General features: G+C 46.8%; 14 protein-coding genes. 10 read left to right on the top strand and 4 right to left on the bottom strand.

The genetic code is table 11. From position 1 onward, the window contains the following. Window positions 1-212: 212 nt before the first annotated feature. Complete coding sequence (locus tag RE469_04160) at window positions 213-632, bottom strand: helix-turn-helix domain-containing protein (GenBank protein WMT45393.1); 420 nt, start codon at window positions 630-632, stop codon at window positions 213-215. Between the two features lie 486 nt (window positions 633-1,118). Here RE469_04160 and RE469_04155 point away from each other — a divergent pair, with 486 nt between their 5' ends. Together RE469_04155 and RE469_04150 are read left to right on the top strand one after the other, a co-directional pair. Further along, entirely contained in the window at window positions 1,119-1,970 is an 852-nt protein-coding gene (locus RE469_04155) for a hypothetical protein (GenBank protein ID WMT45392.1), read from the top strand. A 259-nt stretch (window positions 1,971-2,229) separates the two neighbouring features. Next, window positions 2,230-2,685, top strand: a complete 456-nt coding sequence (locus tag RE469_04150; protein WMT45391.1) for a GtrA family protein — start codon at window positions 2,230-2,232, stop codon at window positions 2,683-2,685. A gap of 14 nt (window positions 2,686-2,699) precedes the next feature. On the opposite strand, the gene RE469_04145 is transcribed toward RE469_04150, so the two are convergent. Continuing rightward, the gene (locus RE469_04145) at window positions 2,700-4,211 is read right to left on the bottom strand and encodes a sodium:solute symporter (protein ID WMT45390.1); all 1,512 of its coding nucleotides are present in this window, start codon (window positions 4,209-4,211) and stop codon (window positions 2,700-2,702) included. Further along, a complete protein-coding gene (locus RE469_04140) occupies window positions 4,208-4,423 on the bottom strand; it encodes a DUF3311 domain-containing protein (GenBank protein WMT45389.1) in 216 nt (71 codons plus the stop codon). The genes RE469_04145 and RE469_04140 overlap by 4 nt, the downstream gene beginning before the upstream one ends. A gap of 299 nt (window positions 4,424-4,722) precedes the next feature. Between RE469_04140 and aroF the strand changes: the two genes are divergently transcribed. The 7 genes from aroF to RE469_04105 are packed head-to-tail and all read left to right on the top strand — an operon-like array spanning window position 4,723 to window position 11,213. After that, window positions 4,723-5,610: a 3-deoxy-7-phosphoheptulonate synthase gene (gene aroF, locus RE469_04135; protein WMT45388.1), complete on the top strand. Its 888-nt coding sequence runs from the start codon at window positions 4,723-4,725 to the stop codon at window positions 5,608-5,610. After that, the gene (aroB, locus tag RE469_04130; GenBank protein WMT45387.1) at window positions 5,600-6,664 is read left to right on the top strand and encodes a 3-dehydroquinate synthase; all 1,065 of its coding nucleotides are present in this window, start codon (window positions 5,600-5,602) and stop codon (window positions 6,662-6,664) included. Before aroF ends, aroB begins: the two co-directional genes overlap by 11 nt. Further along, a complete protein-coding gene (locus RE469_04125) occupies window positions 6,645-7,433 on the top strand; it encodes a hypothetical protein (GenBank protein ID WMT45386.1) in 789 nt (262 codons plus the stop codon). Before aroB ends, RE469_04125 begins: the two co-directional genes overlap by 20 nt. After that, window positions 7,426-8,583 (top strand): chorismate synthase, encoded by a 1,158-nt coding sequence (gene aroC, locus RE469_04120; GenBank protein ID WMT45385.1) that lies wholly within the window; start codon window positions 7,426-7,428, stop codon window positions 8,581-8,583. Before RE469_04125 ends, aroC begins: the two co-directional genes overlap by 8 nt. Next, window positions 8,550-9,359: a shikimate kinase gene (locus RE469_04115; protein WMT45384.1), complete on the top strand. Its 810-nt coding sequence runs from the start codon at window positions 8,550-8,552 to the stop codon at window positions 9,357-9,359. Before aroC ends, RE469_04115 begins: the two co-directional genes overlap by 34 nt. Then, window positions 9,343-10,578, top strand: a complete 1,236-nt coding sequence (locus tag RE469_04110) for a hypothetical protein (protein WMT45383.1) — start codon at window positions 9,343-9,345, stop codon at window positions 10,576-10,578. The genes RE469_04115 and RE469_04110 overlap by 17 nt, the downstream gene beginning before the upstream one ends. Further along, window positions 10,575-11,213 (top strand): type I 3-dehydroquinate dehydratase, encoded by a 639-nt coding sequence (locus tag RE469_04105; GenBank protein WMT45382.1) that lies wholly within the window; start codon window positions 10,575-10,577, stop codon window positions 11,211-11,213. Before RE469_04110 ends, RE469_04105 begins: the two co-directional genes overlap by 4 nt. 48 nt (window positions 11,214-11,261) lie before the next feature. Here the strand turns inward: RE469_04105 and RE469_04100 are convergent, their stop codons facing one another. Further along, window positions 11,262-12,653 (bottom strand): glycosyltransferase family 2 protein, encoded by a 1,392-nt coding sequence (locus tag RE469_04100; GenBank protein ID WMT45381.1) that lies wholly within the window; start codon window positions 12,651-12,653, stop codon window positions 11,262-11,264. Window positions 12,654-12,842: 189 nt separating this feature from the next. Here RE469_04100 and RE469_04095 point away from each other — a divergent pair, with 189 nt between their 5' ends. Then, window positions 12,843-13,457: a rhodanese-like domain-containing protein gene (locus RE469_04095; GenBank protein ID WMT45380.1), complete on the top strand. Its 615-nt coding sequence runs from the start codon at window positions 12,843-12,845 to the stop codon at window positions 13,455-13,457. The last annotated feature ends 30 nt before the right edge of the window (window positions 13,458-13,487 follow it).

Genomic DNA, 13,487 nt, shown 5'->3' with positions numbered 1-13,487 from the left:
GAGTCCCAACCCTGAGGAATTCAATCAGGAAATGTATTTCAGTATTTTGTCAAGCATGCAGAATGATAGCAGAGTGCACTGTTATATAATGTAGAAACCGAGATAGTTGGCCGGTTCAAAATTCAGCATATCCACGATGCATGAGGATGTATATATGTGACAGAATTTTTTGACAGCACGAATGAACGCGAATTCCAGATTCCCAAACCCCATCACTCCACACGGTCAAGGTTTTCCTGTTCTATCTGCTTGCTTATCCTGATAATCTGCCTGTATGAATATTCGACGCCGAACCTCTCCTTAATGGCATTTTTTGCAGCTTTCAGGGACCTGCTTCTTTCCACCATCTCCACAAGCTGCCTGGATGAAGCCTTAACTTTCCTGGGCCTTCCGGCTTTGGACCCGGGAATGAACGCTGTTGGACCCTGCAGATTCCAGCGATTCAGCCACAGATAACCACATGATTTCGTTATGCCCACGAGGGCACATGCCTCCGAAAGATTATGTCCCTCATAGAGGGCTCTTATGAACAGCAACCGCTTAATCATCCTTGCCCGGGATTTCTCCCTGGAAATGACCATTTCAAGCTGTTCCTTTGAGACATGTCTTACCAGTGGCGTGTCCATCACCATTGAAGTTAACTGCATAGACTTTAAATAATTATGTCACATAAAAAACGATCATTTTTTGACATCACTGTAAAATCCTAATTTTTAAGGTTTTCCTGTAACTTGCCTGATCTCACTAATCTATATTTCGAATATGATAATATGACATAAATCTTGTTCAACCGGTTATGTCCATTCTTGCCATTGGCTCATAGGTTCCACAGCTATATGCGTCTCCATATGAGACTTTGTTGTAATATTAATCACTGAGGAAGAGCACTGTGAAAAATGGATGGAGAAATACAACACAATTTCAGGTTGTGGCCCGAAAAGTAACGGTCTGGAATTTGTTTTGCTCTGTTGGATTATGAGATTCAGGTTCTCCATGCCAATTCAGATACCTATGGTACTGTTCATTACGTAAATGGAATAAATAAGTAGTGTTTTTTTCACATCATGCAGTGACATCAAAATGAAACTTTTTATCGTTCGTCGGGGTCATCTAGGGAGATGGAAGCAGAAGACAACAAGGGAATTGAACGTCAGAGGATGAATTACGACCAGGAACTCCATCTTTATGAAAAGCTGCGCATAAATTATTCGCACCTCATAATGGAACCAAGAGATGACACCGAAACTATACTTAACTCTGTTTTCAGCAGAACATCCCTGGTAAGGCTCTGGGACAAAATTACCATTGATACCGAGCACCCCTTTCCTGGAAATGGTGGCATCACAAGAGGTGAGGCCATGAAGCTTGAAAACGGCATTAAGTTTCTTTCTCTATATGGAATGGGAGAGGATAAGGGACGGAAGAATAGTGCCCTTGTGGAGATCATGAGAAAAACTGACCCTGAACTCATAGATGAAATAATCAGGGTGACAAAACTCGTGCTCAATGAAATCAGGGATAAATACAGGTTTGAGATAGTAACCATGCAGCAGAAGGCAGAGAACGCGCTGAACCAGGAAATGTTATCTTCCGTTTATGGAAAAAATCTGGAGGAGATATTCAGTCAGATACTGGCAAAGAATGCAAACATACTGCAGAATGATGAATTCATGAAGGTCTTCAGGAAGATGAAGATCTATTCCACATACTTAAGAATAAGTGAAGCCACCAAGACAGGATCAAAAGATCAGGTGGTTCCGCAGGAGGACATCGAGAAACTCATATACGCACTTCAGTTCCTTAAATTCTTATTCCTTGTAAGGGTTGAAAACTACGGCACAAAGGACATACTAAGGTTTGACAAGTTCCTGAAGCGCGCTTCGGATCTGCATCCTGATTGGCTTAATGAGATCGAAAAGGACTACAACAGGGCACTGCGTGGTGTTTACGGAAAAAATGTCAGAAAGTGACTCCGGCCAAAAGGTTGTATGAGCTCGTCAGCTTCCTCCGTCTTCTGCTGAAATCAATGTGTGATTTTAAACAGTCGATATTAACATTTTTATTCCTCCGGGGAATGGCTTGTCGATACAGGAGCTCGGAAAACGGATCGCATCATTACAAATCGACGCCGGATTCATCCCCGAAGAAGCAACGTTATTTTCCAGTTAACATAAGGTAAAATCAGAAGGCAAGGATTAATGGCTTATTCTTTATGGTGATTTCGGTGCAATGATAAGCCATCGGCTCAGGGACAGAATGGTTGAACTTATCAGGAAGAATCTGTTCCGTTCAATAAAATATTCTCTATCGGGTTATCTTGGCTTTTTTGTCCTTGAGATCGTTACCTACCTGGGGCTGAGGCTGCTTGGATATAGCAGAATCGTGGAAATAGATGCGGTTGCATTCTTTACGGGAGTGAGTCTTGAGTTCCTGGTGAACGAGTACTGGACCACCAGAAATGAAGGGTTTCACGAGTCATCTCTAAGGGGAATTTTTATCAGGCTTGGGAAATTCCAGGTTTTGAACCTGCTTGGAAATATAATAGCAATATCTATTCAGCTTTCTCTGTTGCATTTCTTTGGTATTTATCCACTGCTGGGGAACATAATAGGTTCAGCTATAGCCTTTCCGTTTAATTATATTATCCAGATGAAGTCTGTATGGAAAATTAATGTTGTAAATTGAAAAATATTGGGAATTTAATCCATTTCACTTATGTCCTGAAATTCAGCGTTCTCTATTATACCTTCTTCCTTCACTTTCTTAAGGGCAACCACCACCAGCATCGCAACTGCCAGGACTGCCAGGTTGACTACAAGTGAAAGTATCCCAACGTAAATGAAATCGATGGGCTTATACAGGGAACTCTTGAACCCGATTTCAAACAGTGCATAGAGCGCAGTTCCCAGCCCTGCTGCCCAGCCAAGGCCGACAGCATACTTGTTCAGCTTTCTTGTGTAGAGAGAAAGGTAAACTGCAGGCAGCGTCTGAAGAATGAATGCACCACCGAATGTCTGAAGATATACTATTTCCCCGGATGCTGCCGGAACGAAAGAGAAGGCAAGGGCCAGTGCTATGACCACAATAACCAGCACCTTGGAGAGAAGGGACTGTGTTGCACTCGATGCATTCGGGTTTATGTATTCCAGATAAACATTCCTTGTGAGCAGATTAGCTGATGCTAGGGCCATTATGGATGCTGGAACTATGCTTCCAACAACAACGGCAGCAAAGGCGAATGCGGTAAAAGCAGAGGGGAATGTGTGAAGTATAACATCCGGAAAAGCAAGGCTGCTTGTGGAAGATGAATACAGGCCATTATTCTGTACAACGGCGGCAATACCTATTATGGCAACAAAGAGGAGGAGTACATTATATAATGGAAGTAGAGCAGAATTCCTCTTTATGGTCTTTGAGCTTTTTGAGCCCAAAGTGCCGGTGATTGCATGAGGATACAGGAAAAGTGCCAGAGCGGATCCCAGCGCAAGTGTTACATATCCAAGTTCAAGTGCAGGCGAAAGACTTACGGTACTTGGAGAAATAGCTGCTGCAGCTGAAAACATGTGACCGAAGCCTCCAAGCTTCAGTGGGACATATATAACTATTACTATGACTGCAGCCCATATTATGGCATCCTTAATTATTGCAGTGAGGGCTGGTCCCCTGAGACCACTGAAGAATGTGAATCCGGCAACAAGCAGAAATGCTATTGTCAGTCCTATTATTGCAGGAATTGCCAGCGAGGACATAACGAACTTTATGCCCACAATCTGAAGTGCAATGTATGGTATTTCAGCAACAACTCCTGTCAGTCCAATGAGCATTGCAAGCATTCTGCTGTTGAAACGGTCTTTAACGTAGTCTGATGCAGTAACATACCCTCTCCTCTTGGATACATTCCACATCCTGGGCATAGTGGCGTAAACTATTGGATATATCATGATACCATAAGTTATTGCAAACATACCCAGTGCACCGCTGCTTGCGGCCAAACCCGGTACGGCAACCAGTGTATAAGCTGTATAGAGGTCTCCGCCAAGCAGGAACCATACGACAACAGTGCCGAAACGCCTGCCGCCAATTCCCCACTCCTGGATATCCTTAAAAGTGGTGGGCTTCCTCCAGAAATGTCCGAGAAAACCAGCCACCAGTACCCCTATAACTATTGCAAAAAATATTACGTAGTCGGTCAGGGCAAACGTGTAGCTCATTGTGCATCACCTTTCTTGGAAGCCTTTTCCCTTCTTTCCACAAGGTATACGGCCGAAGTTAATATGGCCGCAACGAAGATCCAAACTAGCTGATACCAATAGAAAAATGGCCATCCTCCAAGTTCAGGGTTCACCCTATTATATATGCCTATCCCCAAAACCATCAGAAAGTATGGGATAGCCAACAGAATGAATTTAGCTATAGCATTCATTGAGATGAAATATTAGATACGATACTTATAAATCTTTTTGTAACAGGTTATTGCCGGTGACACATAAGTGGATTTTTAAGTTTATTTTCTCAGGCCTGTGAATTCTTTTCCATATGTATTGTTGCATAAAAAACAACAATGTTTAAATTATATCATTGCATTTTGGGTAAGATTCAAGAGTCTCAGGTACATTTAAATAAAGATAAAGGGGCAGGTAATTTACTAGATGAAATACAATGAATTCAAGATGAATAAAAAATCATCAATTCACTTTGGGAGGCAGCAGTATGGGTGTGGAGATGAGTAATGAGTACGTAAGTTCCGGATCCCTGAATCATGCAGAGGGTAAGTCCGGTAATAATGTGAATTTAAAAAGAAAGGGATCGGCCAAGTTCCTCTATGATAGGGAAACAAACAACATAGACACAATTGTTGAAGCGGGATCATCCATGATAGGATCCAGGCCAGTGCAGGTTGCCGCGGGCCCATGTTCCATAGATTTTGAGGGCATGGACGAATTTGCCCTTGAACTGAAGAAAGCAGGCGCCAGCATAATACGTGGTGGCGCTTTCAAGCCAAGGACCAGCCCGTACTCGTTCCAGGGATACGGAGAGCAGGGAATAAAGGAGCTTCTAAGGGCAAAGGAACTGACGGGTCTGCCGGTTGTATCTGAGATCATGGATATTTCCCAGCTCCCATTTTTCAGGGATGTGGACATACTTCAGGTGGGCTCCAGAAACGCACAGAATTTCACCCTTCTCACCAAGCTCGGCGAATTGAGGAAGCCAGTACTGCTCAAGAGAGGGATGGGAAACACAATTGATGAACTGCTTGGTTCCGCTGAATATGTACTGCAGGGCGGCAACAGATCAGTTATACTCTGTGAACGGGGCATAAGGACATTTGAAAACTCCACAAGATTCACCCTTGACATCGGTGCTGTACCGGTACTGAAGCAGAGAACGCATCTCCCAATCTGCGTGGACCCCAGTCATGCTGCTGGAAAGCGGGATCTGGTCATCCCTCTGGCCCTGTCAGCAGTTGCCGCTGGTGCAGATATGATACTTGTTGAGGTCCACCCAGATCCGGATAATGCCAGGAGCGACAGTGAACAGCAGCTGACGATAAAACAGTTTAAGAGCCTGATGATACAGATTCGGAAGCTGGAAGATGCGCTTGGCAGGTAATTCGAAAACTGTGCTGGTAGATTCATCAACGAAAAAGCCATATCGTGAAGTTAATGATCTGTCGGCGGAAATATCGCGGCTGAAGGGCCGTAAACTTGTATTTTATTCTGAAACAATAAGGAATCCTGTTGACTCTGCCCGAGGAGATAACATAATAAGTGTTGCGGTGGAGGACGGGGAAAATCTCAAGAGCCTCCATGGATTTGAACGCCTTCTGGAGATAATGCTGGAAAATAATATTGGCAGGGAAGACTATGTTATTCCGGTAGGAGGGGGCAGTGTCACAGATGCAGTTGGATTCGGTGCCTCTGTTTTCAAGCGCGGCGTTAAGACCATAAATGTGCCTACCACCCTTCTTGGTATGGTGGATGCGGCGGTTGGGGGAAAGACAGGGATCAATTTCAGAAACACGAAAAATCTCGTGGGGACTTTTTATTTCCCAGAAGAGATCTGGATAAACGGCGATTTTCTTTACACTCTTCCTGAAAGGGAATACAGATCCGGTATTGCTGAAATGCTGAAATACGGGTTCATAATGGATCGTGATTTACTGAAACTGATGCTGGATAACTCCAGTAAGATAGCAGGCAGGGAAAGATCTGTTCTGATGTCGGCTGTGAAAAGGTGCATTGAGGACAAGATGACAGTGGTTAACAATGATCCCCTTGAAAAGAAGAATATCAGGAACATCCTGAATTACGGACATACCATAGGCCATTCACTGGAGGCGGCATCAGGATTCGCCATCACGCACGGAGAAGCCATCTCCGTGGGAATGATTATGGAAAACAGGTTTGGAGTGGAGCTCATTGGTATTCCTCCAGAGGGAAGTGCAGGAACTGAGGATGTTCTCAGGTCTTTCAATCTGCCGGTATCATATAAGGATCTGAAACAGCATATTGACATTTCCATTCTGAAGAATGCACTTGTGAGAGACAAGAAATCCAGACAGGGGAAAATACTGATGCCATTTATCAGGGAGGCTGGAAAGGCAGAGGTGAAGCCAGTACCCGTTGAAATGCTGGAGGAGTTTCTTGACAGGGAATTCGCCTGAGGGAACGCTCCGGTTTGCCATTGTTGGCGAAAATATTGGATACACCCTTTCACCGCAGATTCACAGGGCAATATTCCGGAAAGCTGGCTTGAGTGCAGCATATGAGATATTTGATGTGAATCATGGTGCACTTGCATCAACAATCCACAACCTTATGAGGAACTACGATGGATTCAACGTTACCAAGCCATACAAGGCTGATGTTCATGCAATGGTTGAATCCCTGAGCCAGGAAGCAGTACGCTGCGGCAATGTGAATACAGTGAGAGGAAGCAGAGGCTTCAATACGGATTATACGGCACTCAGAAACATTGTGGGTCCCTCTATCCCAAAGGCATCAGGCCAGCAGGCAATAATACTGGGTTCTGGATCTGCTGCCATGACATCGGCCATAGCCCTTTCGGACCTGGGGATGAGTATTGGCATAATATGCAGGAACCCTGAGGCAGGTTACAGCATATCCGATCGCCTTGTTGATCTGGGATTCAGGGAAGCAGAAGTCCGGGATTTCAAATCAAATTTGCCCATTAAGGGTTATGTCGCCGTGAATGCAATATCGTCTGGAACCTTTGAATTCCCTGCCATAGGCTGCAAGATCGCCATTAACTTCAATTATGGGGAGAGAGGAACAAATTTTATCAAGAGTGTAAATGGCATGACAACTATTATCACTGGTGAGCAGATACTCCTTGAGCAGGCCATCGAAGCTGAAAGAATATGGCTGGGGAAAAGGATTGACGTGACATGGGAAGAGGTGAATCATGGTTAGCAGCATGGGGAGGCATCTTGTTCTCACTACTTTCGGGGAAAGTGCCAGCAAATATGTTGGCGCTGTTATTGACGGTATACCTGCAGGTTTGCCCCTGTCACAGGAAGACCTCAGGTTTGAGCTGGGTTTCCGCAGGACAGGGAGGAAACTTGTGTCCGGGCGCAGGGAAGAGGACAATCCGGATATAGTCAGTGGTACATACAACGGATACACAACAGGATCGCCTGTTACGGTTATGGTGAGGAACAGCGATCCCCAACCTCTCCTCTATCGGGATGTTTCTCACCTTCCCAGGCCGGGACATGCCGATCTTTCATTCATAAAGAAATACGGAAGGGAAAACTGGGATTACGTGGGTGGAGGCCGCAGCAGTGCCAGGGAGACACTTTCAAGGGTCATAGGCGGTGCCGTGGCAAAGAAACTTCTCATGCTTGCAGGCACACAGGTTGCTGCCTACCTTAAGTCAATTGGAGGAAGAGGTGATAATGATGCAGTCACGTTCTCAGAGGCAATGGGGTCTAAACGTTTTCCCACCAGGGCAAGGAACAGTGAATGGGATGCAGAATTCTCTGAAATAATAAGCAGGCTGTTCTCGGAGGGCGACAGTGCGGGAGGTATTGTTGAAGTCCAGTCATCGGGTGTTCTTCCGGGAATGGGCGATCCTGTTTTCTGGAAGATAAAGTCAGCTCTGGCCTCGGCAATAATGTCAATGCCTGCAGCCACAGGTTTCGAGTATGGCCTTGGTTTCAGGAGTGCAGCCATGAAGGGAAGTGAAGCCTCCGATTCAATTGTGAGGGATAGCTCAGGAGATCTCCGGACTGAAAGGAACCTCTCCGGCGGGATACTGGGGGGGATAACCACGGGACAAGATATTGTTGTGAGATGTGCGTTCAAACCCACAAGCTCCATAAGAAAACCGGCAAAGACAGTGGATCTGGACACAATGGAACCTGGAAGCATATCAGTAATTGGCAGGCATGATCCGGTTGTTGCCGTTCGTGGTGTTGCGGTAGCAGAGGCAATGGTTGCGCTGGTTCTTGCGGATTTCTATCTCTACGAAGGCATACTCCCATCTTCAAGGATATCGCGAGCGGCTGCAGCTGAAATGGAGGAAAAATGGAAAGTATACATGAAGGAATATGCTCAGTAGGCCACGGGGGAATATCCATCCTGAATGGCATCCCAACAGGATACGGGGCAGCAGTTGCTGTTGATCTGCAGGCTGAATCCTGCGTCATGGAGCGTGGTATTGAGGTTCAACAGTCTGATCTTGTCAACGCTGTTATGGAATACTTCCACAAATCAACGGGGAAGAGGTACGGTGTGAAGATCAATTCCGGAATTCCGGCCGGCATGGGGCTGAAGAGCAGCAGCGCAGTTTCGGTGGCACTGATTGAAAGCCTCCAGAAGGCCACAGGCCTTTCAGGCTACCCTCCGCTGCTTTCAGCCCTCATATCAAGGGAGGTTGGACTATCAGTGACGGGGGCATTTGACGATGCAGTGGCTGCATATCATGGAGGGAGTTTCCTGACAAACAACACAGCAATGGCAATCGAACAGAGAATTGACTTTGATTGGGAAACCGTGTTCGTACTGTTGCTTGACGGAAAGCGTGGGATTGCAGGGCCAGAGATCCTCCGCAAACACAGTTCTGAATTCATGGAGGCAGTACGCCTTGCCAGGTCGGGAGACATAACAGGCGCCATGAACCTTAACGGAAGGCTTGTGGCCGAGCACCTGGGATACAGCATGGAACCCATCAGAACTGCGGACCGTTATGGTGCTATTGCATCAGGCATCACTGGAAATGGCCCGGCTGTTTTCGCTCTATTCAGGGAGGGGCAGGAAGGCCCCCTTGTGGATTGTTTTTCACGCAGGGGTAAAACAATGGTTGTGAGGCCGATCATGCATGATGGCAGTGATTAAGAAGTCAAGAATATCCGGCAATATGATGGCTCCAGCATCAAAGAGCCATGCCATACGCCTTGTTCTGTATTCTCTCATACATGATGTGAATGTTCAGGGCCTGCCGGATTCATCAGACGTTGCAATGGCAGTGGACTTTGTTGGAAGGCTGGGAATTATCAGGAGAGAAAACAGCTTCAGCCGGCATAGAGAAGAGCTGAAACACAGGGCTGATTTATACTTCGGCGGTTCCGGAACCACCCTGAGAATGGCTCTTCCCCTTCTGGCATACCTGGGTGGAGAATTCACCATAGATGGTGACAGGACGCTGAGGGCCAGACCAATTAAAGATGAGGTCAGGGCACTTTCAGAGGCCGGAATCAGCTTTTCATCCGATTCCATTCCACTCAGGATGTCTGGAAGGGCTGTTGCCGATCATGTCGCCATAAAGGGAAGTGAGAGCAGCCAATCCATATCAGGATTGATTTTTGCACTTCTCATGAATGGGGGAGGGCGCATTGAAATTGTACCGCCCATTGTCTCAAGACATTACATAGACCTGACATGCAGCATCCTGAAATCCCTTGGAGCAGACATTACATTCAGCGGAAACGTTGTCCGGATCAATGGAGGAGACATGAAGGAATATTCAGGCCATGTTCCAGGTGACTATCTTCTCTCTTCATTCTATGCGGCTGCAGCCTATGCAACCGGCGGAGATATAAGAATCAGCGGCCTTCCGGAACAGGAAAGCTGGTGGGGTGATCACAGCATTGTGGGTGTACTGCAGGAAAGTGGCGTGAAAAGCAGTTTCCAAGATGGGACATGGCATGTTGCATGGTCGGATTCCGGAAATGGCATCACCATGGACACAAGCCAGTCACCTGACATGGCAGTGTCAATAGCAGCATTTGCTCCATTCCTGTCAGGCAGGACAACCATTTCAGGAACAGAAGGGCTGAAGTCCAAGGAGAGCAACCGCATACTCACCATCACCAGGACACTTTCGGCATTCGGAGTCAGTGTCAGTGCCAATGGCAGCATAACAATTCACGGCCAGCCTTCCATGGAAAATCCTGTACTTGATGCGGCTGGAGACCACAGGATCGCCATGCTTGCTTCCGTGCTTTCACTGCATGCCGGTGGAAGGATCAGGGACGCGGACTGTGTATCAAAGAGCAATTCCGGGTTCTTCAGGGACCTTGCGGCAATGGGAGGAGATATAAAATTAGTGCAGTGAAAAGGCCAATTCTCATCGGTTCAATCCCCGTATTCAGCCTTGACTCCCTGGAAAGGAAGATCAAAGATTCGGAAGGAATCTGTGATCTGGTTGAACTGAGGCTCGATTATATGCGAGAAGTGGACCCGAAAATCCTGGAATTGCTGAAGCCCTTTGCCGGGAGGTGCATCCTTACCCTGAGATCCAGGGATGAGGGCGGAATAAATCATTTTCCTGACGACATCAGGGAAGCATTCCTCTCTAAGGCCGTCAGGGACGGTTTCATGGTTGATGTTGAGCTAGTCACATCATTGCGGACGGGCATTAAGCCTTTCATATCATCCATGCATTTTCTCGGGAAGCTCCCTGAGAGATCAGCACTTTCAGGACTTGTTGAAAAAGCCAGAGGCATGAGCAAACACGTGAAGATCGCGTATGTGCCATCCCACGGTTCTCGCTCCTCTATGTTGCATATACTTGAGGAATCTGAGAATCTGTCCATAATGGAAATTGGCGGCAGTCCCGAAAGCCGCATTGCCTTTTCCCTGCTTGGATCGGAGATGATATACTGCCATCTTGGGGATCCCACGGCATCCGGGCAGATGGAATGTTCCAGGGCAGTGAAAATCATTGACTGCATCTGGAAGAGCTTATGATTTAACAAAAATGAGCGAGAAATCCTCTTCCGAAAGGATATGGGGAAGTCACGTGGGTTTCTTGATGACCTCGAATTTTCTCTCATTCCTGAGGAATGCATAGATTCCCATCACGCCTCCCAGAGCTTCCAGCGGGCCTATTACCAGGAAGAACAGGGGAACCATTATGACAGCCTTCTTCCAGAAAGGCATTTTCTCTTCTGAAACAGAGCTGTTTATCTGAAGCCCGTTCCAGTAGAACCATATCCAGAAGCTGAATGTGAACGCCCACATGACAGCCATTGGGGGAGTTATGAGCTCAAACGCAATGAGATGAAGCCCCTCAAGCAGGAGTATCACCAGCATTATGTTCTGGGTGGCCATGCTGCTCCAGAATATAACTGAATAGATGAGAAGAAGCCTGTATTTCCATGGGAGCGGCCCGTAAACTCCAAGGTTTGTCAGGTCCACCAGCCACCTTCTTCTCTGTTTCAGCATATCCCTGACATTTGATGGTGATGCGCCATAGGTGAATGCCGGGAGAAAAGAGGATTTTCCGGGATATTTCTCAGAGAAACGCAGGCCGAAGCAACTGTCATCCGAAATGGGGCGGTTTCCGCTGTCCCACCCTATGCTGCTCTCAACGTCAGACCTGACCAGGAGGTTCTCTCCATGAAGGCCAACAAGCGGGGTCTTGAGAAGTGCCGTGAAAAAGTAGAATCTTGTGAGGTCATCAGTCGGCCTCATGGAATCAGCAAATTTCGGTATTATGGATTTTGAGAGATGGTGCGGGAAAGCAAGTACACCCTGGGCGATGTAATACTCATGCCCCTTGAACTTTATGTGCTCAGCAATCGCAGCCACGGTGTCTTCACCTATCGATGCGTCATCGTCCAGATGGAATATCCAGATGGCATCGCTGTTCTCGCCCCTTCCAATATGGTATTCAGTTGCATACTGCAGTGCCCTTGACTTGTTCAGCGATCTGCTCTCTGTCTGATATTCCATGGGGACAACAATCAGGTTGAAATTTGGCAGTGACCCGTACTTTTCAGCAATTGCATCCCGTGCCTCAGACCACTCCTCTGTGACTAGGTCGATGCGCCAGTTGTCAAGGTTTCTTGGCGCAAACTTTATGATTGAATCCACAACCCTTGACAGGGCCGGGATAACATCCTCATTGGCAATGGTGGGTATCTCGAAAATTACCAGGTTCGGTATTCTTCCCTTGAAATCAGACATCCTGAAGCTCCTGCTTCTCAGTGCCCCTATGAAGCTCATCATTATGATGGGCAGACCGAAGGACCACGAGAGGGTGGCGTAGATGGTGAACAGGTTCCAGGTATTGCTGACGTGAAGTATGACAAATGACAGCACAGTAAAGAATACGGCGGCCAGGAGCCAGAGACTCACGCCAAGCCTTGGGCCAAGTTGCTTTATTTCTCTGTCATTGTGGAACATTTGTCGTCTTCACATACAATTAACGGATATAATATTGATCACTGCCATGATAGTTTAGTGAGCGAACTAAATTCACCGTACATTCAAAACATCTGAAATTTCCACAGATATGAACCACGGTACCGACTACAGGTGTCAGAACTGTTCAGCAAAGTTATTATCCTGATAAATATCGTCATCTGACAGTAAATGCAACTGAATGAAATTCAGGAAAAAGTGCAGGAAGGTAAGATACTAATCATTGATGCTAGGGGCAGCAGCGATTACATGGCATCCCATATTCCAGGATCCGTGAGCGTTCCCTTCAGCCCGTACTCATGGGCAAGGGCAATCAGGAACTGGCTGAACGGCCAGTCACCTGATATTGTGCTGGTTGCTCCAAATGCAGAGACAGGTTCCCGGGGTGCGCAGGAGCTTACTTCTGTTGGCCTTAAGGTTGTTCATGTCATGCAGGATGGGCTGGAGAGCTGGAAATCATCCGGACTTTCTGTGGCATCGGTTGAGGAGATCACTCCAGAAGACCTGAGTTCCAGACTGGATGAATATGTAATCCTTGATGTAAGGGAGCCATTCGAGTGGAATATGGGCACAATAAGCAACAGCCTGAAGATACCCATGAATGAGGTGCCGGAGAAACTTGGCGATCTTCAGAAGGACAGGAAATACGCTGTAATATGCGCCCACGGAAACAGGAGCGAGGTGGTATCTGTATATCTTGCAGATAACGGCTTCAAAGTTGCAAATGTCCTTGGCGGCATGCAGAGGTGGGTCGCCGAATCACTCCCCCTGGATGAAAGCTACTGAATTACAATGATTACATTCTGGTAAGCTGGT

The organism is Cuniculiplasma divulgatum, from assembly GCA_031200235.1.
GTDB lineage: Archaea > Thermoplasmatota > Thermoplasmata > Thermoplasmatales > Thermoplasmataceae > UBA509.
This window is presented reverse-complemented; position numbering and strand designations above follow the sequence as displayed.

Bases quoted from the DNA above. Each gene is read 5' to 3' on its own strand.
- RE469_04100 (WMT45381.1), bottom strand. From the start codon at position 12,653: ATGTTCCACAATGACAGAGAAATAAAGCAACTTGGCCCAAGGCTTGGC.
- RE469_04145 (WMT45390.1), bottom strand. From the start codon at position 4,211: ATGAGCTACACGTTTGCCCTGACCGACTACGTAATATTTTTTGCAATA.
- RE469_04095 (WMT45380.1), top strand. From the start codon at position 12,843: ATGCAACTGAATGAAATTCAGGAAAAAGTGCAGGAAGGTAAGATACTA.
- aroF (WMT45388.1), top strand. From the start codon at position 4,723: ATGAGTAATGAGTACGTAAGTTCCGGATCCCTGAATCATGCAGAGGGT.
- aroC (WMT45385.1), top strand. From the start codon at position 7,426: ATGGTTAGCAGCATGGGGAGGCATCTTGTTCTCACTACTTTCGGGGAA.
- RE469_04110 (WMT45383.1), top strand. From the start codon at position 9,343: ATGATGGCAGTGATTAAGAAGTCAAGAATATCCGGCAATATGATGGCT.
- RE469_04115 (WMT45384.1), top strand. From the start codon at position 8,550: ATGGAAAGTATACATGAAGGAATATGCTCAGTAGGCCACGGGGGAATA.
- RE469_04150 (WMT45391.1), top strand. From the start codon at position 2,230: ATGATAAGCCATCGGCTCAGGGACAGAATGGTTGAACTTATCAGGAAG.
- RE469_04140 (WMT45389.1), bottom strand. From the start codon at position 4,423: ATGAATGCTATAGCTAAATTCATTCTGTTGGCTATCCCATACTTTCTG.
- RE469_04160 (WMT45393.1), bottom strand. From the start codon at position 632: ATGGTGATGGACACGCCACTGGTAAGACATGTCTCAAAGGAACAGCTT.
- RE469_04155 (WMT45392.1), top strand. From the start codon at position 1,119: ATGGAAGCAGAAGACAACAAGGGAATTGAACGTCAGAGGATGAATTAC.